15 protein-coding genes, 2 pseudogenes and 1 CRISPR repeat array (1 of these 18 only partly in view) are annotated in these 23,173 nt (G+C 39.0%); of the genes and pseudogenes, 7 read left to right on the forward strand and 10 right to left on the reverse strand.

The window, feature by feature from the left end; all coding sequences use genetic code 11:
- Positions 1-6,062: a CRISPR direct-repeat array (repeat unit 30 nt; unit sequence GATTTAAAACAGACTAAATAGTATGGAAAT); it begins 812 nt to the left of the window's first position.
- 987 nt (positions 6,063-7,049) lie between these two features.
- Positions 7,050-8,660 carry a pseudomurein-binding repeat-containing protein gene (locus ACZ5XX_RS04150; RefSeq protein ID WP_464585948.1) on the forward strand — a complete coding sequence of 537 codons (1,611 nt, stop codon included), beginning with the start codon at positions 7,050-7,052 and terminating at the stop codon, positions 8,658-8,660.
- Between the two features lie 35 nt (positions 8,661-8,695).
- On the opposite strand, the gene ACZ5XX_RS04155 is transcribed toward ACZ5XX_RS04150, so the two are convergent.
- The 4 genes from ACZ5XX_RS04155 to ACZ5XX_RS04170 all read right to left on the reverse strand — a co-directional run bounded on the left by ACZ5XX_RS04155 (position 8,696) and on the right by ACZ5XX_RS04170 (position 9,842).
- Positions 8,696-8,971, reverse strand: coding sequence for an acylphosphatase (locus ACZ5XX_RS04155; RefSeq protein WP_464585950.1), 276 nt, complete (start codon positions 8,969-8,971; stop codon positions 8,696-8,698).
- A 131-nt stretch (positions 8,972-9,102) separates the two neighbouring features.
- The gene (locus ACZ5XX_RS04160; RefSeq protein WP_464585953.1) at positions 9,103-9,234 is read right to left on the reverse strand and encodes a hypothetical protein; all 132 of its coding nucleotides are present in this window, start codon (positions 9,232-9,234) and stop codon (positions 9,103-9,105) included.
- A gap of 233 nt (positions 9,235-9,467) precedes the next feature.
- Positions 9,468-9,695, reverse strand: a complete 228-nt coding sequence (locus ACZ5XX_RS04165; RefSeq protein WP_464585955.1) for a hypothetical protein — start codon at positions 9,693-9,695, stop codon at positions 9,468-9,470.
- Between the two features lie 3 nt (positions 9,696-9,698).
- Positions 9,699-9,842 (reverse strand): hypothetical protein, encoded by a 144-nt coding sequence (locus ACZ5XX_RS04170; RefSeq protein ID WP_464585957.1) that lies wholly within the window; start codon positions 9,840-9,842, stop codon positions 9,699-9,701.
- Between the two features lie 497 nt (positions 9,843-10,339).
- Between ACZ5XX_RS04170 and trmY the strand changes: the two genes are divergently transcribed.
- Positions 10,340-11,035: a tRNA (pseudouridine(54)-N(1))-methyltransferase TrmY gene (trmY, locus tag ACZ5XX_RS04175; protein ID WP_464585959.1), complete on the forward strand. Its 696-nt coding sequence runs from the start codon at positions 10,340-10,342 to the stop codon at positions 11,033-11,035.
- A 301-nt stretch (positions 11,036-11,336) separates the two neighbouring features.
- Here the strand turns inward: trmY and ACZ5XX_RS04180 are convergent, their stop codons facing one another.
- Entirely contained in the window at positions 11,337-11,939 is a 603-nt protein-coding gene (locus ACZ5XX_RS04180; protein WP_464585961.1) for a translin family protein, read from the reverse strand.
- 684 nt (positions 11,940-12,623) lie between these two features.
- Positions 12,624-13,631 (reverse strand): pseudomurein-binding repeat-containing protein, encoded by a 1,008-nt coding sequence (locus tag ACZ5XX_RS04185; protein WP_464585963.1) that lies wholly within the window; start codon positions 13,629-13,631, stop codon positions 12,624-12,626.
- Between the two features lie 597 nt (positions 13,632-14,228).
- On the opposite strand from ACZ5XX_RS04185, the gene ACZ5XX_RS04190 reads away from it, so the two are divergent.
- Both ACZ5XX_RS04190 and ACZ5XX_RS04195 read left to right on the forward strand, forming a co-directional pair.
- Positions 14,229-14,708, forward strand: a complete 480-nt coding sequence (locus ACZ5XX_RS04190; protein WP_464585966.1) for a hypothetical protein — start codon at positions 14,229-14,231, stop codon at positions 14,706-14,708.
- A 61-nt stretch (positions 14,709-14,769) separates the two neighbouring features.
- Positions 14,770-15,145: pseudogene (locus ACZ5XX_RS04195) on the forward strand (hypothetical protein).
- 199 nt (positions 15,146-15,344) lie between these two features.
- Here the strand turns inward: ACZ5XX_RS04195 and ACZ5XX_RS04200 are convergent.
- The 4 genes and pseudogenes from ACZ5XX_RS04200 to ACZ5XX_RS04215 form a co-directional block, all read right to left on the reverse strand.
- Positions 15,345-15,539, reverse strand: coding sequence for a hypothetical protein (locus ACZ5XX_RS04200; RefSeq protein ID WP_464585968.1), 195 nt, complete (start codon positions 15,537-15,539; stop codon positions 15,345-15,347).
- A 57-nt stretch (positions 15,540-15,596) separates the two neighbouring features.
- Positions 15,597-15,719, reverse strand: a pseudogene (locus ACZ5XX_RS04205) (DUF2207 family protein); the annotation flags it as partial.
- On the reverse strand, positions 15,676-15,960 hold the full coding sequence (locus ACZ5XX_RS04210; RefSeq protein WP_464586218.1) for a DUF2207 family protein: 285 nt from the start codon (positions 15,958-15,960) through the stop codon (positions 15,676-15,678). The pseudogene ACZ5XX_RS04205 and the gene ACZ5XX_RS04210, both read right to left, overlap by 44 nt.
- Before the next feature lie 34 nt (positions 15,961-15,994).
- Complete coding sequence (locus ACZ5XX_RS04215) at positions 15,995-16,360, reverse strand: DUF2207 family protein (protein ID WP_464585970.1); 366 nt, start codon at positions 16,358-16,360, stop codon at positions 15,995-15,997.
- Between ACZ5XX_RS04215 and ACZ5XX_RS04220 the strand changes: the two genes are divergently transcribed.
- The 3 genes from ACZ5XX_RS04220 to ACZ5XX_RS04230 all read left to right on the forward strand — a co-directional run bounded on the left by ACZ5XX_RS04220 (position 16,338) and on the right by ACZ5XX_RS04230 (position 23,143).
- Positions 16,338-16,871, forward strand: a complete 534-nt coding sequence (locus ACZ5XX_RS04220; protein ID WP_464585972.1) for an NAD(P)H-dependent oxidoreductase — start codon at positions 16,338-16,340, stop codon at positions 16,869-16,871. The two genes, ACZ5XX_RS04215 and ACZ5XX_RS04220, sit on opposite strands and share 23 nt — an antisense overlap.
- 387 nt (positions 16,872-17,258) lie before the next feature.
- On the forward strand, positions 17,259-17,768 hold the full coding sequence (locus ACZ5XX_RS04225; protein ID WP_464585974.1) for a hypothetical protein: 510 nt from the start codon (positions 17,259-17,261) through the stop codon (positions 17,766-17,768).
- A 1,604-nt stretch (positions 17,769-19,372) separates the two neighbouring features.
- On the forward strand, positions 19,373-23,143 hold the full coding sequence (locus tag ACZ5XX_RS04230; protein ID WP_464585976.1) for a DUF11 domain-containing protein: 3,771 nt from the start codon (positions 19,373-19,375) through the stop codon (positions 23,141-23,143).
- The last annotated feature ends 30 nt before the right edge of the window (positions 23,144-23,173 follow it).

The following is a 23,173-nucleotide window of genomic DNA, read 5'->3' on the forward strand; positions in this document are numbered from 1 at the left end:
ACAGACTAAATAGTATGGAAATGTGGCCGTTTTGAGACTTTTACGACTGGTATGCTTGATTTAAAACAGACTAAATAGTATGGAAATAACACTACGAAGAAATTTTTGAAAATCCTGTGAAAGAGATTTAAAACAGACTAAATAGTATGGAAATAAACCCGGGGAAGGTATATATATACTTTTCCAAAATCGATTTAAAACAGACTAAATAGTATGGAAATAAAGCCTGAAATCCCGCAAGGCATCATGTGCATCGAAGATTTAAAACAGACTAAATAGTATGGAAATAGATTGGCCATTCTGTATGTAAGAAGTGTGTAAGGCGATTTAAAACAGACTAAATAGTATGGAAATCAAGACATCCCGGGGCCATAAGATGGCTCCGGGCCAGGATTTAAAACAGACTAAATAGTATGGAAATAATTCTCAGAGCCACCATCCATTTTTTGGAAAAGTGGATTTAAAACAGACTAAATAGTATGGAAATTCAGAGAATATGCCAAGATGATCCAGAGGTAGAAGACGATTTAAAACAGACTAAATAGTATGGAAATTAAGGGCTGACCCATATAATATAATGTGACAAAAAAGATTTAAAACAGACTAAATAGTATGGAAATATGATCTCCACATAATAATTTCCTTATCCCTTCAATCGATTTAAAACAGACTAAATAGTATGGAAATTAATGCATTCCAGACTTCTCCAAACGCCGCCTTCAATGATTTAAAACAGACTAAATAGTATGGAAATTGTGGCAGTTGTTCAATGATCTCAATAGGTGTTTCAGGATTTAAAACAGACTAAATAGTATGGAAATGAATATGGTTTGGTTGATCTTGTAGGGGGTTTTGTGGTGATTTAAAACAGACTAAATAGTATGGAAATCTATCTTATCCTTCTAAAATAAGATGATGTGGTAGTGTGATTTAAAACAGACTAAATAGTATGGAAATATGATCCAACTGATAACACCACCTAAGGCCCCACCAATGATTTAAAACAGACTAAATAGTATGGAAATTTAGCCTACTCAGGGATTCCTCCATAGCTCTCCGAACGATTTAAAACAGACTAAATAGTATGGAAATTCAGAGGCGATGGTATCATCAAAACAAGGGGATGGAGATTTAAAACAGACTAAATAGTATGGAAATAAAGGAAGTCTGGATAAGACTGCTGAATCGGCACAAGGATTTAAAACAGACTAAATAGTATGGAAATAAAGCTTCATATAACCTATAACATCCTCTAAGGGCAGGATTTAAAACAGACTAAATAGTATGGAAATCATTAATAGGGTTCTCTAACATCATGTTTTAAGTTATGATTTAAAACAGACTAAATAGTATGGAAATAGAAACTCGTAGACTCTTGTATATCCCTAATAAGGGAGATTTAAAACAGACTAAATAGTATGGAAATCGACAATAAGATCACAATATCTGACAACGGCGTTGAAATCGATTTAAAACAGACTAAATAGTATGGAAATTCAATATAGGCGCGAATATCCTTCTCCAGATAGTACTGATTTAAAACAGACTAAATAGTATGGAAATGTTCCAATTTTTGGTTGGCCCGAGACAGAAGACATTGATTTAAAACAGACTAAATAGTATGGAAATTGACCCAAAACAACGCGTCTGGGACGTCGCATATCAGATTTAAAACAGACTAAATAGTATGGAAATACGGTGTCATGCAACATACCAGAAGGCTCCATTTCCTGATTTAAAACAGACTAAATAGTATGGAAATGTGCTAATTATCATAGCATGGTTTTCCACTTAAAGGGGATTTAAAACAGACTAAATAGTATGGAAATTATGAGTGGTTGCTACAAGGATATTGTGGAAGTGAAAGATTTAAAACAGACTAAATAGTATGGAAATATCATGAAGCGTCGACTGGAGGTAGCAGCGCTGAAGATGATTTAAAACAGACTAAATAGTATGGAAATCCTGCTCTCCCACCCTACTGCGTAGCTCATTGCTTCTGGATTTAAAACAGACTAAATAGTATGGAAATCAGGATATGTCTACAACTACCTAAGAGCTAAAAAGGATTTAAAACAGACTAAATAGTATGGAAATAAGATGAAACTGAGCTGATCGACGCGAAGACCGGGCCAGATTTAAAACAGACTAAATAGTATGGAAATAAGTCATAAGTTCTCGACCATTGTCTTGTATGGGTTTGATTTAAAACAGACTAAATAGTATGGAAATTGACCCAAAACAACGCGTCTGGGACGTCGCATATCAAAGATTTAAAACAGACTAAATAGTATGGAAATGCTATCTTCGCGCTGGTGACTGCCCCGTCCATGATGTGATTTAAAACAGACTAAATAGTATGGAAATAATATCCTACCAAAAAGGTCGTTATTGGTGATAATGATTTAAAACAGACTAAATAGTATGGAAATTCAACGCCCTCGATAAGCTCCAAAAAGAAGGAAAAGTGATTTAAAACAGACTAAATAGTATGGAAATGGCATATAAGGTTCGAGAGGTGTAGACGATAATGCTAGATTTAAAACAGACTAAATAGTATGGAAATCGTTTCCATGCTTTCGTGTACCTCCCGATCGTTACCTGATTTAAAACAGACTAAATAGTATGGAAATGAGTTTTGAACCGTAGGGTGCTTAGTTTTTCTATTAGTGATTTAAAACAGACTAAATAGTATGGAAATTGCCAAGACGTCCCTTGAGGCTCTGGAGACACCAGGGATTTAAAACAGACTAAATAGTATGGAAATCGCTCTTGCGGATGAATATCGCGTGGATGCATGGTACGATTTAAAACAGACTAAATAGTATGGAAATACTCAATACCATTCGCCCGTTTCATCTATAATCAACTGATTTAAAACAGACTAAATAGTATGGAAATGCTTTCTTCCTCCTCAAGTTTCCTCTGAAGATAATGATTTAAAACAGACTAAATAGTATGGAAATATGGATGTGAGGAATTCTTCCAATCCGGTGGCGGAGGGATTTAAAACAGACTAAATAGTATGGAAATTCAACGCTGCTGACAACAGAAAATACAAGCTCATCATGATTTAAAACAGACTAAATAGTATGGAAATTAGGTCAACTACGCCGACTGGGTCAAGGTTACCTGAGGATTTAAAACAGACTAAATAGTATGGAAATCCACGCCCCACAAAAAAATATGGGAGTGATCGGCATGGGATTTAAAACAGACTAAATAGTATGGAAATACTTCAGAAACCTTATAAGTGATTTTCTTAGGTTTGTGATTTAAAACAGACTAAATAGTATGGAAATTTTGGGAGTACGAGGAAAAGTTAGGGTGGTAGTATGGATTTAAAACAGACTAAATAGTATGGAAATATTCCGGAGAAGCGGGCGGTTATGTCCGCCTTCGACGGGATTTAAAACAGACTAAATAGTATGGAAATGCTGTGGATTCCAAGGCTTGCATGAAGTCATCTAAAGGATTTAAAACAGACTAAATAGTATGGAAATTTAGAAGTGATACTTCACTATCATCGAAGTAGCTTAGGATTTAAAACAGACTAAATAGTATGGAAATAGGTCAGCTCGGACTAGAATGTCGAGATCGTTGTAATGATTTAAAACAGACTAAATAGTATGGAAATTCACATCTTGTGTTCACCCCACTCAAAGTTTTGAAACGATTTAAAACAGACTAAATAGTATGGAAATGAAACAGCATATGAATACGTTGCCTTAGAGGAAATATGATTTAAAACAGACTAAATAGTATGGAAATCCATCTCAACAGGATGCGAATTATAGGGGATACAGAGAGATTTAAAACAGACTAAATAGTATGGAAATTCGGGCACTAAGGCCGGGGCCAGGGCAAAATGATCCTCCTGATTTAAAACAGACTAAATAGTATGGAAATCCACGCCCCATAAAAAGATAAGGAGGTGGTGAATGTGATTTAAAACAGACTAAATAGTATGGAAATACAGCCTCGAGTTCATACTATCATTCTGCGATGTCATGATTTAAAACAGACTAAATAGTATGGAAATTCGGGAGAACGGAGGAAATGGAGGATGAGATAGAAATGATTTAAAACAGACTAAATAGTATGGAAATATGGATGTAATAAATGTGATCCTTGGGAAGGTAGGAGCGATTTAAAACAGACTAAATAGTATGGAAATTCGTACCGTCTAGGTCCTTGTAGAGCGTTACCTTCGCGTGATTTAAAACAGACTAAATAGTATGGAAATAAGATCGACGCGAAAATAACGCCCTTCTTGACAAGGTAGATTTAAAACAGACTAAATAGTATGGAAATATTCGCTCCTTGAATGGCAGGGTGACTGGGAACCTGAGATTTAAAACAGACTAAATAGTATGGAAATTTTCATGTTTTATCACCCCTATCTTGCTTTTTTTCGGATTTAAAACAGACTAAATAGTATGGAAATATCGTTGTAGAACTGTTAGGGGTGCTACAACGACTATGATTTAAAACAGACTAAATAGTATGGAAATCTGGCTTGGTTCCACGATACACAGCAAATATCACCGATTGATTTAAAACAGACTAAATAGTATGGAAATCGAGCATTTGGCAGATTATCATGGGTTTCATACAATTGATTTAAAACAGACTAAATAGTATGGAAATAATGGGCTAAGGCGTTAGAAACTGGCAGATGAGTTAGGGATTTAAAACAGACTAAATAGTATGGAAATTTTGTAACCGCCGGGCCTTGATTTCCAACCGTTTCCAGTGATTTAAAACAGACTAAATAGTATGGAAATTATAAGGGTTATCCTTGAATTCACCGGCTCTAGACAAGGATTTAAAACAGACTAAATAGTATGGAAATATGGGGTCGTAGTATCCGATTCGGTCTCCGGAGGCGGGATTTAAAACAGACTAAATAGTATGGAAATTATAGTGGCTGGAGAGGCGTCCACGTTAGCAGACGTGATTTAAAACAGACTAAATAGTATGGAAATGTTATTTCCTCGAAGAATTTGCTCCTATTCACCCGTGATTTAAAACAGACTAAATAGTATGGAAATTCTCAATGGGCTCTTCAAAGATCTCCTCCAGCCTTTTGATTTAAAACAGACTAAATAGTATGGAAATTACGCTCTCAGGCTCTGACGTTGGCGTCGGGAACAACGATTTAAAACAGACTAAATAGTATGGAAATAAGTAGTCCAGCATGAAATGCGGAGCGAGAAGAAGGTGATTTAAAACAGACTAAATAGTATGGAAATACGGCGCCAGCCGCACGCACTCCTGCCCTCGAAAGTTCGATTTAAAACAGACTAAATAGTATGGAAATACGGCGCCAGCCGCACGCACTCCTGCCCTCGAAAGTTCTAGATTTAAAACAGACTAAATAGTATGGAAATCAAGGTACTCTCAAATTGGCCTCGATGGCGGATCTGGGATTTAAAACAGACTAAATAGTATGGAAATTTTCGTGGCTTGGGGCTTGGCAGATTTTTGTGGAAATGATTTAAAACAGACTAAATAGTATGGAAATATCGCTTCTCTCACATCATCCTCCGAAGGATCTTTCCGATTTAAAACAGACTAAATAGTATGGAAATACTACTGCCAGCATAAACGATCGAATATGGATTTCATGATTTAAAACAGACTAAATAGTATGGAAATAACCTCGTTCAGCAACCCGATACGGCCCAGTATGGCCGATTTAAAACAGACTAAATAGTATGGAAATTCGACATAATCTCGGATAATAGAATCTCGTTTCAGTGATTTAAAACAGACTAAATAGTATGGAAATCCGTTTCAAGGATTTCAAGCGAGTAGAAGGGGTTAGCGATTTAAAACAGACTAAATAGTATGGAAATATCCTTCTTTTGCACCTATAGCATCTACAACAACCTGGATTTAAAACAGACTAAATAGTATGGAAATTGGCATCTTCTATAGTGTCCCCGCCAATGTAGAACTGATTTAAAACAGACTAAATAGTATGGAAATGCTGATAAGGTGTCGATATGTGAAACAACCCCAGATTTGATTTAAAACAGACTAAATAGTATAGAAATATATCAGAAATAATATGGTTTTTATATTTAGGATTTTAAAGTTTAACCTTTATTTTGCCTTTATCAATTGGCGTCGTTTATCCCCTAAATAATGTTAATTGTTGGAATCTTTATATTATCGCCTATTGTGAAGCGTCTAAGGCCTTTCTCATTTTACTTCTATTTATTTTATTACAATTTAGTGCTCTTTGTACTTATTTTTGTGGGGTTTTAGTTTCTTTGACAATCGTCTAATTATAGATAAATGGCATTATTAGGGATTGCCGACACAAAACATTAAATACAAGCAACTAGAAAAAGAAAAAATCAAGCCTATTAAAATCGGACCAGAATGGGGTTGAAATACCGTATCATATCTCCACGAACCTTTTGAAAGGAGATATATTAAAATCAGACCAAAATGGGGTTGAAATACGAATGGTGCGATCGAGTTGAAGACTTTATTGGATTAAAATCAGATTAAAATCAGACCAAAATGGGGTTGAAATTGGCTCGGCGCACGTAAGTGAGTATGTCCCATTTCTCATTAAAATCAGACCAAAATGGGGTTGAAATGAAAAATGGTTAAAGAGGCATATGAATGTTATGGGCGGCTTTTTTTGGGATCATGTCATGATTAAAGCTTGTCATGTAATATTATCGGGCTTTTGTTTTTCTGAAATTTTTTTAATGGAGTGTTTTTCGTGCTTATGGAATTTCTATGTCTATTTGGATATTTTGGGAAGAATGAAGAAGTCCTTTATATTGGATATATAATCTATTGGGGTGTGTTTTTTCGGTTTGGATGTTATGGGTAGAGTTTCTTTAATGGCTAGAATGAAGAGTTTTCTCGTGGCCTATTTTTATTTGAAAAGTTTTGAAATGGTCTTTTTCAAGGATTTAAACCGTAATATTTATATATTAGCTTTGATTCTAGTTTTGGTTGTCACATGGATTTAATGTGACATTGGAGGCGGTAAAATTTCGACCAAAATAAAAGGGGTATGCATGCTCTTTGCATGCATACTCTTACTAAATATTGGGTTCGTTCATGCAGAGGAAAACGTCACAGAAAAAATGAACGCCCCTGAAGCCTTAAATCAAACAATAGATGCTGTGAATTCATCTTACACTACCAAGGATAATTTTTCAGTGACTAATTTTGAAACGGATAACAAATGTGAGGGTTCCAGTGGATTGCAGGCAGCGGCTGGATCATCCACCGTAAATAATACAGAGATTGAGGATGCAGCAGTTCGATTAGACAAATTCATCAAAGCCAATAACAGATTACCAGGTTATGTTACAGTCAGTGGAGAACAGTTAAACCTTGCGGAATTTCTCCGACTCATGACAGCATACCTTACAGGTAAAACTCTTGAGCCTACCAGCGTGAAATTACCAAGCAAGTCAACAGGGACGAGCCTTAAAGGTTCAATAACTCGAACAGATTACATTAAATTAGCAGGGAGAGTTTATAATTTCATTGAATCAAATTCAAGGGCACCGAACTTCGCAAGATTCAATAATCAACAGATAAAATTCGAATCTCTAGTATGGTTATTTGCAAGGGCCATAACTTTCAAAGTAGCTAACGGCAGACTACCCAATTACGTGAACTTGGAAAACCTTAACAATATCATGCCCTTCAGTGATAATCCGATCACTTCTAGTGACAATTCAAAGACGGGCCGAATAGGGGAAGGCGGTGACAATTCTAACGGGACTGTTAACAATTCAGGTATTAGCGTTTCCGACGTTCTGTCAGCAGCCAAAAAGTTAAAAGATTTTATTCAGACTAACAAGAGATTACCAAGTTACGTTACAGTATCCAATCAGAGTTTAACTGTTGCACAGTTCTTTGAATTGATGTTGAATGTGATAGTCCAAGTAGACTCTGATCGGGCGGGCCTATTAACCCCCAAGGAGGTCAAGGAGGCTTTGGATCCTTCAGGTTCCGCCACGGGACAAATCACGAAATCAAAGTACATACAAATGACAAATAAGATCCTAGATTTCATCAAGGTCTATGGAAGGGCTCCGAATTATGCCACAACAAGTATTGGCAGAGTATCCTACCCCAACCTTGTCTATGCCATGAGTCGGATACTTACCTTCTACAGTGACAACAATAGACTGCCCAATTACGTTACTATAAAAGATGTCAATGGACTCAGCCAGTATCTTGGGGTTACTGCGAATTGTCAGGTGAACGATCCTAGTATTCAAAGATTGGCGGCTCAGTTGACAGCCGGTAAAAGTGATTGGGATAAGGCTAAAGCCGTTTTCGAGTGGGTCAGGGATAATATAAGTTACAGTTTCTATTATAATACGAGGTATGGTGCTGTTGGAACCCTACGATACAGGACTGGTAATTGTTGTGACCATGCGCATCTTGTCGTGGCACTTGCCAGGGCCGCCGGCCTTCCAGCACGCTACATGCATGGAATCTGCACATTCTCCACTGGAACCTACGGACATGTCTGGGCACAAATTTATGTCAATGGAGTATGGTATAACGCGGATGCAACAAGCAGCAGGAACAGCCTCGGCATAATAAAAAGTTGGAACACAGCAACAGCAAAAATACTGGGAACATACGCAAGCCTACCATTCTAGGCTCTTTACACGCCCCTCACATCCTTTTTATTTTTTTAGTAGTGTATTTGGAAGTTTTTGAATTCTCCTTTGTATTTTTCCCATTTTAGTTCTATGTTGGTGACTTTTGCCCCGGGTGGCCCTATTTTGCAGAATTCTATTACTTTTTCCACGTTATCCTTTTCGCCTTCGAGGACGGCTTCTACTCTGCCATCTGGCAGGTTGCGCACCCAACCTTTTACATTATGGTCCATTGCAACATCTTGGGTTCTATACCTGAAAAACACGCCTTGCACCCTGCCACTGATGAATATATGAGCTCTAACTTTCATATCCTTAGGCCCCCCCACTATAATACTTACAGTCTTCAATCTGGGTAAATTTTATAATAATTATTTTCTATAATATATTTTGTAGTGGACACATATAGGGGGGTGTGTCTTGGAGATAGGATTGTATATAGTTAGTCCATCGTGGGTAGGCCGAAGTATTCATCTTTGTAGCGTTCTTCTGGGTGGCTGAAACATGTGTCTCTTCTGGGTGTTGTTTTGAGGGGGTGTTCCATAGCTTGAGCGGAATTCTGCATCTTCTTCATTTTTCTTACCGCATTTTTGGACAGCAAACCATTTTTTTAGATTCCTATTGTGTGTGGGGGGGTTGCATTTTTTCAGATTGCAAAGTTTGCATATTTCTTTTTGGGATGATAATGTTCTGGTTATGATCCAGTTGAGTGTTAATATTGGAATATAAATTTCGATAAGGAGGCTATCATTTATTTTTTCCGTGCCGAGAAGGAGCATGAACGCTCCCAGGACAAAAAAATAACATTCATGGACAAATTTGGAAGGTCCAGGCGTCTTTTGAATAGTTTATTTTTTTATCAGGCCGAGTAGGGCTCCCTGTAAATCTGGCTTGGACAAACCACATTAAATCCTCATGCCTCTTTTTTATTGGTTCATCGCATAGGCTTTCAATTCTTTCATCCGAACCTAGATTGTCATCGATAAGCCCATAGGAAGCTGCTCCTGTATTCATTGTAGCGATGTTCCATTTCATCAGCTATACGTTTAGGGGATTTGGTTCTCCATTTTCCCTTCCAGTGCTTCCATTGTGAACAAAAAGTGCATTGATGATCACACGTGAAGCTTCTATAAGAGCATAATTTGCATTACCAGCCATCATCTTGAAATGATATTTTTTCATATGCACGAAATGATATCCTGGAAAGGGTAGTTGGTCCAGATTTTTGATCAGTGGCCTTGGAGGGGTTGTGTATTATTTTCCCATTGTATTTGAATGATAAACCTTTAACCTTTGAAAACCGGCCGATCTTGTTCTATTGCATGTACGAGTTCATTGAGTGTTTCTTCACCTTCTCCGCGGATGATAAAATCAATTTCAGGGCATGATTTGAGGGGTCTCATGGGCCGTGGCTGTGAAATGTTGCCCGCCGACAACAGTTGTTATCTCTGGGTCGATTTTCTTTGCTGTTTTCAACTGTTCTGAGGACTAGATAGGCGTTGCAGGTTGCTAGGGGTGCCTGGGATGACCATGTCTGGTTGGAATGATTCTATGTGTTTTTCCAGTCAACTTTTTCACTTTGACAATCCAAAACTTTTATGTTTTCATTTTTGGCTTTGATGTAGGCTGCTAGTTCTAATATACCCAGTGGGGGGGTGGTATTCGCCCATTAGAAACCATTGATCCTTTGGAGGTTCTATGAAGAGAATTTTCATGAAAAATCCCAACAACTTATTATGTGTGGAATATGCTTACTAACATTAACTTATAATATTATAATATATCATATGAGAGGTTTTCTTGTTATAGGCAATAAAGCTACTACTGGTCCATTTAGCTTGAAGAATATTCCAGGCGCTGGACGGATGGATATTTTGTGTCGTTGCATCTCCCAGGCCATTTTCTTGTCCCATTCTATAAGAGAGTCCATGGAGGTTTATCTTTTATTGCTTGGCAATCCTAACCCTCCTAGGGTTGTGAAGATTAGGAGTGATGAACTTAGGGGAATGTCACCTGATGAAAGGAGTGTCGCGGGACTTATAAGGAAAGCTTTAAAGTTCAAAGCAAGGGAAAAGTGGACCGAAACGAACTCAGGAGTCTTTATTTCAAAAAAGGATCTTATAGGATTATTAGAGGAGCTTTCTAGTTTTTATAGGATATATTATATGAGGGAAGATGGGAAAGATTTAAGAAAATTAGCAGGTAAGATGAAAAACCCACTCTTTGTATTAGGTGATCATCTTGGGGTTAAAAAAGAAGATGAAAAGGTGATACTTCAATTTGCAGAGGACATCGTCAGCATCTCCAAACTTTCTTTAATGGCCGAACAATGTATAACAATTGCAAACTATGAGCTTGACAGGGCCGCACAGTAGCTGTTGAATCCACGAATTAACACTGGGGGGATTTAAAAAGTTCTATAAGGGGTCACCCCAAGAAATCCTGGAATATTATGAGTAGATTTGACTTTTTTATTGGAAGACCCCCCAAGACTCCTTCACTTAGTGAGGGAGATAAAAAAATATTACAAGTTTTAAGCGATACAGGGGGCTGGGAGTGCCATGAAATACTTGTAGAATCCCAAATGGGGGGGATATTGGTTTGTCAAAGTAGGATCTCCCCCAGCAAATTTTGAGGATAATCCATGGGAGGGTTGACAATTGAAAGATGGAGGGATTATTCACTTCTTAAAAAAATTTTGGGGTTATAAGATCTTTTAGCTCTTATAAAATCTTCGAGGGTCCTCTCCAATATGTACCTGGCATTGTCTTGCTTGTGCCTTACATTTACCAAACCTTTAGGGTATTCGAAGAGTGATAGTTCATCATATAATTCTTTGATTGATTTACAAATTTCTTCAGCCCTTTTTAAATCGCCTTTGACTAACATTTCCAGGAAGTATCTTCGAAGTTCTCCTATTAGGTCGCCTAGACCGAGTAAGTATTGTGCTTCAGGCACGCCAATCTCATCGGGTGATGGGAATTTTTTTCCTTCCAGATAATTATAAAATAGTAGAGCTTCTACATATTCCTGGTGAGCATTTTTAACATATCCAGTATAATATAAGTCAGGGTGATCTTTGAGCATGTCTTTTAATTTCGCGACCAGTTTTCTAGTTTTGTCCAGTTTTTCAGCTGCTAGACTTGAATCATCTTGATGTAGAGCTTTTATGCATTCATTGCATAATCTTATTATTTTCCTTGTTATTTTTAAAGCTTCTTCCCTTAAGGAATCCTTTTCGTCGAGCACATTCTTTATTTTATCAATTATTTTTTTCATGGGATTTGCACCTCTAATGTTCAATTTAAGGTGGATGCAGATGCCTCTACATTGCTTAACTTATCTGAGGTTTGCACCTCTAATGTTTAATTAAGGTCGATTTTTGTGCGTGGAATAGTAGCCCGGTAAGAGTATCTTCTAAGACTTTCCATTATCTTTAAAAAACCCTGTCTCGACACGAGAGTGATCTTTGTTAGCTAATGGACAGGATCTGGGCGTACTCCTCATATTCTTGGAAGGATCATACCCGTATATTGTGTCAGTTAGATGGTTTATAGTCTATCATAAAATAATTTAGCTTTCACAGGACCCGGGGGGATCCTAGACTATGATGATATTTCACCACAGGTTGTTATCCATGCTTCTTTCCCAAAAAATTGGAAAATGAGATGACCATCACTTTAAGAGGATCTAATAGGGATGCTTTTGAGAAAAATCTGATGATCTAGCCCAAGCCAAGGTCTATAGATTATAGAGGATCCCCTAATACACTTTGTGCATTGAAGGTGTAATATAAGTTTTGCATCCCCCCTTGAGCTTGAATGAAATCTTTAGCATTTGAGAAAGGCTTTCTACCTATGAATTCCAAAATAAATTAGACGAAGATCTTAAAAATGAGATGTGGTAAAAAAGCTAATTAAATAGTAGGAGGGGGTTTGGCTTGTCACCCTCCTCCATTATGGTTTAAGTGCTTAGACATTGGGTATATATTGTTGTTGCTATATGTTGTAGGTCTCTTGACTCATCTACTATTATTCCATTTGATGTAAGGTATATGTAGGGGTATGCTATTCCTGTGAAAGTTGCTGGTGAAAAATTGTCGTCGTGTGCGCGCGGTAACCATGCCAATCCTTCTAGTTTTGTTTTTGGAGACCAGTTCACGTATATGAATGGCCTGCCCGCCCTTATTTTCTTGAAATAGGCAGTACCATACCCGTAGATTGTACTGGCGCAATTATATTGGATTTTAACGAGGCAATAATCTCCCTTAACTGTTTGGAATATATGGTATTCTGCGTCTGAGTCTATTAATTTACCGATTACTTCAACGCCCATAGCCGTGAGTAACGCCTCTAATTGATCTAACCTCTTATTGTCTTTGGAATTTCCGTCTATTATGTCACTTGCTAAATATACTGGCCTCACTATTTTATTTGCCGCCCCTTCCCCTATGGGACGGTCTTCCATTTTCACATTGGTTATTGTGACATAATTTGGCAATCTTCCTTTCTTGTTGTAGAAGTTTATTATTCGGGCGTAGGCGTATATTAGGCTTTGGTAGTTCACTTTTCCGATTGTTGTTGTGGCGTAATTCGGTGATCTTCCATTGGCCTTCATGAATTTTTTGATGTTTTGTGCTGTTTGTAGGTATGCTGTTTTTGTGAGCTTTCCTGTCGCTGTAGTGCTGGGGGGGTTCGGTGCTGGTTTATAATTGTTAGTGTTCACGCTTTTTTTCTGATTACTGTTCAAGTTTATTGTAGTGGTTGTTGCAGCATACAAGTAATCATCCAATGTCATGCTTTTGTTGTTTACTGTGACCTGGGCAGGTATTTGGCCCGTTTTAGGTGTTTGATCAGCTATTTTCTTTGATGCGTCTGAAATTTCATTGTATGATAGCTGGGTCGCTGAAACATTATTTATAAGTGTTAGAACCACTAAAATGGTTCCAATTCCTATTAGTTGTTTTTTCATGCTAAACACCACTAGGAACCTATTAACAAAAAAACTTTTATATAAACCTTTCTGTTTCTTCACGGCTTATACGTGGCATTATTTCAATTTTGGATGACCTAAAGGGAGAATACCCATAAATCTGAGGAATTATACTAAAAATTTAGCATAAGCCCCCAAGGATGGTACTGTAGCATTTCGATGATTCAACCAAGTAACATCATGGTTTCTCCCTTTTAGAGTTGATTTCACAAAAGGTGACTGCCAGCTTCGATAAAAAGGCACGGTTCCTGCCATTATTACTTAAATGGTGGAGTTTTCATCTAGTGGGGTTGAGTACATGACAAAATTTTTTGCTAATCTACATCATGCTCCCCAGAAGCCTAATACTCCCTATACACATTCCCACTTAACAAAAATCTAATGAAACAACAAGACAAACCTTCTATCGAAACCGTTATATATGTGCAACCCACCCTATTATAAGTAAGAGATACACCTTTAAAGTCCGTTTAGTGGAATACCCTACCAGCAGGAGGATCGCGCGGAGAAGAGATATTATTCAAGCTTTTGGCGCCAATCTCCTACAATAAAATTTTTTGGGGGTGTGGTTTTTCCTTGGAGACCTCGACAAAAGTGCTCTTAGTTGCATGTTTTGTTCTAGTTGCAATTTTAGGGTTCATGATAGGGGTCCTAGTAAAATTAGAGGAATCCCAATTAAAGCCTCTGGTTTCAATTAATGGGGGGGACGGGTCTTCGAGTCCCCAGGTATCGACAGTTGAAGGTGCTGAATGGCATGAAATAGCGACATTCACAGGTTCAGGTGATGATTACCAATGCTTTACAATTGAAGGGAGCAAATTCAAGGTTGTGATGTCAGCAGTGCCAATGATAACATACCAGCCCAATACTATACAACTAGATATTATAAAAGATGGTGAAGTCATAGCCACAAGATCCCTTGAATGGGGAGCCACAGAATATCCAGACCGAAAAAGGGAGATAATAGAAATTCCATACGGGCCTGGAACATACTGCATCAGAGTGTATACCGTTGACATTGAAAATTGGCAAGTCACAATCTGGGACTACTACTAAAACCCTTTGGGAGCATAACCCTCCCAGGGTTGTGAAAGTTCAGAGTGATGAGCTTATGGGGATGTCGCTTGATGAGAGGAGTGTTGCGGGGCTTATAAAAAGGGCTTTAAAGTTTGAACCGGGAGAAGAGTGGGTTGAAACAAATCCAGGGGTTCACGGCGAAAAAGGGTCTCAGGGAATTGTTGGGAGAACTTTCTAGCTCCTATCAAATATATTATATGAGAGAAGATGGGAAAGACTTGAGGAAAGTAACGGATAAAATGGAGAATCCATTATTTGTTTTGGGAAATCATCTCGGAGTTAAAAAAGAAGATGAAAAGGTGATACTTCAATTTGCAGAGGATATTGTCAGCGTATCAAGGTTTTCTTTAATGGCGGAACAACGTATAACAATTGCAAACTATGAGCTTGACAGAGTATCAACAAAGGCGCCTTGAATTTTTGAGAGGGGGGCATGATTTTCTACAAAAGAACTTGGAGCTGTTCTTTCCTTGCCTTTCCTTCAAAGGTGCATGGCATGATCTTGCACAGAAAACTTGGAGAAATTAGTGTCCCCCTCATAGTATCAAGGTTTGATTGCAAAAAAATTTTATGGATATCATTGCGTTTGGGGGGGTCACTCTCTACCCTATTTTTTTAGAAGGCGTCTCCACCCCCGCCCATCTCTCCACCTCCAACATCACCTATGTCTGAACCCGTATCCGATTCTGCAATGTCAGCTGTGATCATGCCGGTGGATAGGGCCCCGCTTAACAATCCATATCCTCCATAGTCATGGAATATGTACATGTCATTCGTTTCTAGCTCTTCTTTTGGTACTTGGATTTTCATGGCTTTTATAACATTATCTGCTATTCCTAGGGCTGTTGCATAAACTAGGTATTTGTTCCAGATCTTAACGGATTCTGGGGGATGTTCTTTTATTAGGCTGAAATCTTCGAGGTATCTTTTGAAGTTATTCCATTTTTCAATATATTCTCTGCCCTGAGGGTGTCCAGTGCCATGGTATATCTTCCTGTAGTAATGATGATATTATAGAGGCTGCTTCGAGGAGTATTGCAGCGAAGAATGTAAATCTTGCTGCTGATAATGGATTCCGTATTGTGGAATAGGCTACTATTATCCCTATTATAACCCCTATTACGCCGAAGATTCTCATGTACTTGGCGCCTTTGTCTATGAAAATATTTTTTTTCTTGGTTAGGAATTTAATGGATTTTTCCCATCTGCTATAAGTGTCTTTGAAATGGATGGCTTCATTTTTATCTGATAGTTTCTTTGAGAGTTCATCTAGGTATTATATCATTTTTTTGGAATCTTCTCATAGTCTTATCACATCCATTTCGAAGTTTTCTAGGCCCTCTAGGTTTTCGTTGATTTTTAAAAATATTTTTTTTATCTTTCCCTTCTTTTCTGGTTTCTATTTTGAAGTAGTTCCGGTCTATTAGGTCCATTATAGTGGCTTTAAACCCGTCCATGTCGGGTTCTCCCACATCTTTGAAGACTTTGGGTTTGAATATAGCATTTACCAGTGCTGGGGGGGGGTCATCTGAGGGTATTTCATGCTCATACTCTGCTTTATAGTCTATTTTTGGCTCTCTTCCATATCTTAGGTATATGGTTAATGGTATGAAAAGGGCTAGAATCAGCACGGATCCGAGTAGTGAATATAAAATGTTTTTTAGTAAAGAGGTTTTGCGAGCGTTCACAGAAGGTCTTCGCGAGGCTGGACATACTTATGAAGTCGGCGACCTTTACAAGATGGGATTTAAATCAAAGATGGATTCTGAGCAACATTATCGTGAAGTTGGCCTTGATCCTGATGCGCCACTACCTAAAGACGTTATCAGGGAACAAGAAAAGGTTGACAGGGCGGATGTTTTGGCTTTTATTTATCCGGTTTGGTGGAGTGACTGTCCTGCGAAGCTTAAAGGCTGGTTTGACAGGGTTTGGACGTATGGATACGCCTACTACTATAACAAAAATGGAGAACGACAGACTAGAATTGCTGTTAAAAAAGCGGTTGTAATTTGTTCGGCAGGCCATACATTGGACTATCTTGAAGAGGTTGGTATTGCTGAAAGTATGCGTCGTATCATGTTATACGATAGGTTGATCGGTGTGGGCGTGAAAGAAGCAAAGATGGAATTCTTGGGGGTATGATGCCAGGAAATGATTCTTTTAAAGATGAAAATTTGAAGAAGGCTTACAATCTTGGCAAGAGTCTCTGAAGCACTGTGATATTTTTTTCTCTTTTTTGAAAGTGATGTGCGTATTGATGGTTCAAATTTTTTCGTTATACGATAGTATAACGAACAAAAAAAAGGTATAAACGCTACCCTCACCTTTTCCTAGGTGAATGCCCTCGGCTGTTTCTTAGTAAACTGGTTTTTCCGAACATTGAGAAGTCATTGGATATAAGCACAACTTTTGTAATACTAATTGTTAGTTAGATAATAAATTTTGTGATTATAATCACGAAAGATTGTATTAATTTGTGCATCCAAATTCTAAATTAGAAAATTATAATCTTTGGGGGGGTGATAAAAAATGCAAATCCCCATAATCAAGCTCATGAGTTTAGCGCTAATCCCATTATTCTTAACTCCTGTTTATAGTGCGTCAGCAACGCAAGATGTCACAGTCACCGTCTCAGAAAGCGTTCAAATAGTAGTATTCTGGAATGGGACAGAAAGTAATCCATTCACTCTTAATGTTTATGCAGTACCAGGAAGAGAATATTATTGGCCCGGAGGACCAGAAGGACTCCAGGTTAAAAGTCTTTCAAACATCCCTATAAATTTATATGTGAAAGCAGAGAGCGATCTTCAAGGGCCTGGAGGAATTATACCCATAGAAAACCTTAAATATGCCAATTATGGATCCGGATTACCAAAAACACCTTTCAAGAAAGACTATGCTCTCGTGAAAAAAGATTGGAAGGTCGAAAACCTAGAAGAATCAATTATACCAGTGGACATCTACTTTAATGTACCCATTGGCACGGCACCTGGCACCTACTCAGTGAAAATATATCATATAGCGGTAAAATCACAATGAACTCCCCCCAAACCATTAGAAAGGAGCATCCCAAAGACCCTATAAAAAGCATAAAGGCAAGTTCACCTCCCATCGGGATTCCAAAACTACCCTTTGAAAATTGTCCGCTCCATCACTTGGAACAAGAAAAACCGTGGTCTTCATCACTCATTGGATGACTTTCTCAAAATTTGTGGTTTAAACCTTGCATATTCCCTAAACTTTTATAAGCAATCTGTCGCTCGTGATAATTCAACACTGGATGAATTATATTTTTTTAATTTTCATCATTTCATGAGCCCCACCATATAGGCCGTTTTTTCAATTGAAATTCCTATGTCCCCCTGTGAGGTTATCGATTAACCGTTTAAGGTGGACTGATCTCCTCCTTTTGGGTATGTTCCAGATTGGATATATTCTTATCTCCTGGGCGACCCTCAACATCTCCCGAACCGATTTTAAATGGAATCTGTAGCTAAGGTTCTTCTCATAAATGAACAATAAATTTCCCGATAATAAAAGGTGGAATTCATCATCTTTGAATGGGAGCTTGAGCAATTCCGCGGGGATATAATAATCAGGGTTCTTACTATAACGAAAAAATGTAAACAGTGCTCACACAACCCGAAGCTGAAAGATGAACCTCATCACCCATCATCCTTATAAACAAAAGTTCCCAAGCTTCAAAAGCATCCTGCAAACTTCTTCCAAACCCTCTGAAATTTCCCCAGATTCTCCAATATAAGCCAATATTTTCCCATATTATCCACAGAAAAGCCTTATTTCGACCAGCATAAAAATTATCCCCGGCCCTATTCGCGCGCCTAAGGATGTTCCAATACCAACACTACAGATAATACATACTCTCACCAAGATTTTAAGCAAACCCCCTCTAAAACCCCATAGTGGGGGCATGGCTACTAGGAGAAGCACCCATGGTAATATAAACTGGCTCTCCGAATAGTTAAATCAACCCAGAGTACTAGGAGCGTATCCACCCAAAAAACTGTTATTCCAGTTGTAATACCTACAAGAAATCCAAAATATGGCCTATTTATTTAACTTGACAGCAGTCTCCAAAACTTATATTATTAGCCATGCTTAAAGCCAAGATTTAACCCCCCAAAACAAAACTAGATGAATTAGCATGGTTTACCATGTGCATGGGACGACAACTTTTCACCATTAAACTTTACAAGGATAACATACTCCCCTTGTACATTGTATCCCATGATCACATAGTCGACGAATCAAGAAACCTGGAACATATAGCAAGTACAATATATAAACACAGCCTATAATGCCTTATAGGATAAAAAGCCAAATTTTCACACCACCCAACACGCTTCTTATTTTTTATCTAAAAAACTTTTCTTCTGGATCTCTATCATCTTAGGTGAAGGCCTTCGATTGTATAATCACTGATTCCATATAAATCCGAAATATCCCACTAGTTCCCCAATCAAAAAAGATTCGAAAGTATCCACGGTTCCACATTAAACACATCTAAAAGCGCCAAATCAAAAAAATATCACCTTTAAATTTTTTTCCATGCCTTCTATAATTTTTAAAAAAGATTTAAATAAAATTGATACAAATATAATATTCATAAATGTAAAAGGGGGGTGAAAATAATTAGAAAACTAGCAATCACAATCTCACTACTACTAATTTTCTTAGCCATTGGAACAGTAAATGCAACAAACAATCAAACAGGATCCAATACATTCATCAGCGGAACAGTAACCTACTGTAACAGCACAGAACCATTCCAGGGAGCCACAATAGACGTGAAAACACCCCAAGGGTCGACTATAACATCAAATATCACAGACCCAAACGGAAAATATAACATCTCATTCTACTCAACAGAAAACACCCTAATAGTTTCGGCAATAGCACCCGGCCATATAATACCAACACAAACCATAAACCTAGATGAAACACGCTCAGCCGAAGTAAACTTCCAACTTGGAACACTCACACTAACAAAAGGATCATGGGACACAATAGGCCTAGACCACAATAACGTAAACCAGGGCCCAAACCAATACCTTGTACAGATAAGAGTCACCAATAACGCCCTGACAACAGCCACTAACGTAACAGCCAACTTCACATGGACAACAACAAACCCATACATAAACCTTGCACCAAACGAAAACGCGACAAAAAACCTTGGTGACATACCAGCAGGTGCAACAGTAGACGCATTATACCTAATCGAAATAACAAGAACAAGCACAGCATATGATACATCAAGAAATTACACAGTAACAGTCGCCGGGACAAACACAGGAACATCAGACACAATCACAGGCAGCTTATACGTACAAAAACTCGTATCACAAAACCGTAATGATGTACTCTCCATAACCGCAAATAATACCACACCACTAGTAGGGGATACAATAACAGTTACAGTAGTATCACAGACAGCATCAGCAACTTATAACATAGTTAATCTACCACTTATCAATTACAATCCAACTATACTCCAACCATTAAATGTAACAATAAGTTATGGCACTAGCACAAGTAATAATGTGCGCCTTGACAATCCAGGAGCAACCAACTTCAATTCAGTATGGTACTTCAAAGTTATAGGAACAGGCACAACACAGTTATTCGGTCTTATAACAGACCAAAGCGGTACAAGCTACCACTACAACGGCGACTATGGAGAAAATATAACAATAAACGTGCCACCCGAAGCAGATCTTGGCATAACGAAGGCTGTTAACAATACGGCTCCAAGATTCGGTGAAACTGTCAAGTTTACTTTGAACGTTACGAACATCGGACCAGACACTGCTGCGGACGTTGTGGTGACTGACTTGTTGCCAGTGGGGCTTACTTACTTGAGCTCTGATCCAGCAGGCGTTTATAACCCTGCTACAAGGACAATTACCTGGAACCTTGGAACATTAGCAGTTGGCGCTTTAACCACGCTTGAGATCATTGCGCAGGTTGAAACAACCAATGCTGCGCTGGTTAACACTGCTGCTGTTACTGGTAATGTGTATGATCCGTATACTGCGAACAACACTGCAAGTGTTGTTGTGGGCGTGGCTCCTGAAGCAGATCTTGGCATAACGAAGGCTGTTAACAATACGGCTCCAAGATTCGGTGAAACTGTCAAGTTTACTTTGAACGTTACGAACATCGGACCAGACACTGCTGCGGACGTTGTGGTGACTGACTTGTTGCCAGTGGGGCTTACTTACTTGAGCTCTGATCCAGCAGGCGTTTATAACCCTGCTACAAGGACAATTACCTGGAACCTTGGAACATTAGCAGTTGGCGCTTTAACCACGCTTGAGATCATTGCGCAGGTTGAAACAACCAATGCTGCGCTGGTTAACACTGCTGCTGTTACTGGTAATGTGTATGATCCGTATACTGCGAACAACACTGCAAGTGTTGTTGTGGGCGTGGCTCCTGAAGCAGATCTTGGCATAACGAAGGCTGTTAACAATACGGCTCCAAGATTCGGTGAAACTGTCAAGTTTACTTTGAACGTTACGAACATCGGACCAGACACTGCTGCGGACGTTGTGGTGACTGACTTGTTGCCAGTGGGGCTTACTTACTTGAGCTCTGATCCAGCAGGCGTTTATAACCCTGCTACAAGGACAATTACCTGGAACCTTGGAACATTAGCAGTTGGCGCTTTAACCACGCTTGAGATCATTGCGCAGGTTGAAACAACCAATGCTGCGCTGGTTAACACTGCTGCTGTTACTGGTAATGTGTATGATCCGTATACTGCGAACAACACTGCAAGTGTTGTTGTGGGCGTGGCTCCTGAAGCAGATCTTGGCATAACGAAGGCTGTTAACAATACGGCTCCAAGATTCGGTGAAACTGTCAAGTTTACTTTGAACGTTACGAACATCGGACCAGACACTGCTGCGGACGTTGTGGTGACTGACTTGTTGCCAGTGGGGCTTACTTACTTGAGCTCTGATCCAGCAGGCGTTTATAACCCTGCTACAAGGACAATTACCTGGAACCTTGGAACATTAGCAGTTGGCGCTTTAACCACGCTTGAGATCATTGCGCAGGTTGAAACAACCAATGCTGCGCTGGTTAACACTGCTGCTGTTACTGGTAATGTGTATGATCCGTATACTGCGAACAACACTGCAAGTGTTGTTGTGGGCGTGGCTCCTGAAGCAGATCTTGGCATAACGAAGGCTGTTAACAATACGGCTCCAAGATTCGGTGAAACTGTCAAGTTTACTTTGAACGTTACGAACATCGGACCAGACACTGCTGCGGACGTTGTGGTGACTGACTTGTTGCCAGTGGGGCTTACTTACTTGAGCTCTGATCCAGCAGGCGTTTATAACCCTGCTACAAGGACAATTACCTGGAACCTTGGAACATTAGCAGTTGGCGCTTTAACCACGCTTGAGATCATTGCGCAGGTTGAAACAACCAATGCTGCGCTGGTTAACACTGCTGCTGTTACTGGTAATGTGTATGATCCGTATACTGCGAACAACACTGCAAGTGTTGTTGTGGGCGTGGCTCCTGAAGCAGATCTTGGCATAACGAAGGCTGTTAACAATACGGCTCCAAGATTCGGTGAAACTGTCAAGTTTACTTTGAACGTTACGAACATCGGACCAGACACTGCTGCGGACGTTGTGGTGACTGACTTGTTGCCAGTGGGGCTTACTTACTTGAGCTCTGATCCAGCAGGCGTTTATAACCCTGCTACAAGGACAATTACCTGGAACCTTGGAACATTAGCAGTTGGCGCTTTAACCACGCTTGAGATCATTGCGCAGGTTGAAACAACCAATGCTGCGCTGGTTAACACTGCTGCTGTTACTGGTAATGTGTATGATCCGTATACTGCGAACAACACTGCAAGTGTTGTTGTGGGCGTGGCTCCTGAAGCAGATCTTGCAATCACTAAGATGGCTAACCAGACAATTGTAAAATACTTGGACACTGTTAGGTTCACGGTAACCGTGGAGAACCTTGGACCGGACACGGCAGTAAATACTAGGGTAATTGACTTATTACCAATGGGTCTGCAGTATGTGAGCAGCACGGCCACTCAAGGATCATACGATCCGGTGACTGGTATTTGGACGATTGGGGATCTTACAGGTGGGGCCGTGGCAACTCTTGAAATCATAGCAAGGGTTATGGTATCTGATGTGAGCATAACGAATGTAGCTACTGTGACAAGTGGCATATACGATCCAAATTTAGACAACAACAGGGATTCTGTGACGATAGAAGTGTCTAAAGAGCCAACACCAAAGCCACCAAAGCCTGGTGAAGTTCCAATGCAGCCAACAGGAACGCCATTATCCTTAATGGTATTAGGGGTGCTGTCAATTATCGCTGGATTTGCGGTTTCAAGAAAGATATAATCGAATTTTCCCCATTTCTCTTTTTTTGTC

The sequence above is a fragment of the Methanothermobacter crinale genome (assembly GCF_055397825.1).

Excerpts from the sequence above, each read along its gene's own strand:
- ACZ5XX_RS04150 (WP_464585948.1), top strand. The coding sequence starts at position 7,050 with ATGCTCTTTGCATGCATACTCTTACTAAATATTGGGTTCGTTCATGCA.
- ACZ5XX_RS04155 (WP_464585950.1), bottom strand. The coding sequence starts at position 8,971 with ATGAAAGTTAGAGCTCATATATTCATCAGTGGCAGGGTGCAAGGCGTG.
- ACZ5XX_RS04160 (WP_464585953.1), bottom strand. The coding sequence starts at position 9,234 with ATGAAGAAGATGCAGAATTCCGCTCAAGCTATGGAACACCCCCTCAAA.
- ACZ5XX_RS04165 (WP_464585955.1), bottom strand. The coding sequence starts at position 9,695 with ATGAAATGGAACATCGCTACAATGAATACAGGAGCAGCTTCCTATGGG.
- ACZ5XX_RS04170 (WP_464585957.1), bottom strand. The coding sequence starts at position 9,842 with ATGAAAAAATATCATTTCAAGATGATGGCTGGTAATGCAAATTATGCT.
- ACZ5XX_RS04180 (WP_464585961.1), bottom strand. The coding sequence starts at position 11,939 with ATGAAAAAAATAATTGATAAAATAAAGAATGTGCTCGACGAAAAGGAT.
- ACZ5XX_RS04185 (WP_464585963.1), bottom strand. The coding sequence starts at position 13,631 with ATGAAAAAACAACTAATAGGAATTGGAACCATTTTAGTGGTTCTAACA.
- ACZ5XX_RS04200 (WP_464585968.1), bottom strand. The coding sequence starts at position 15,539 with ATGAAAATCCAAGTACCAAAAGAAGAGCTAGAAACGAATGACATGTAC.
- ACZ5XX_RS04220 (WP_464585972.1), top strand. The coding sequence starts at position 16,338 with ATGAAAAGGGCTAGAATCAGCACGGATCCGAGTAGTGAATATAAAATG.
- ACZ5XX_RS04225 (WP_464585974.1), top strand. The coding sequence starts at position 17,259 with ATGCAAATCCCCATAATCAAGCTCATGAGTTTAGCGCTAATCCCATTA.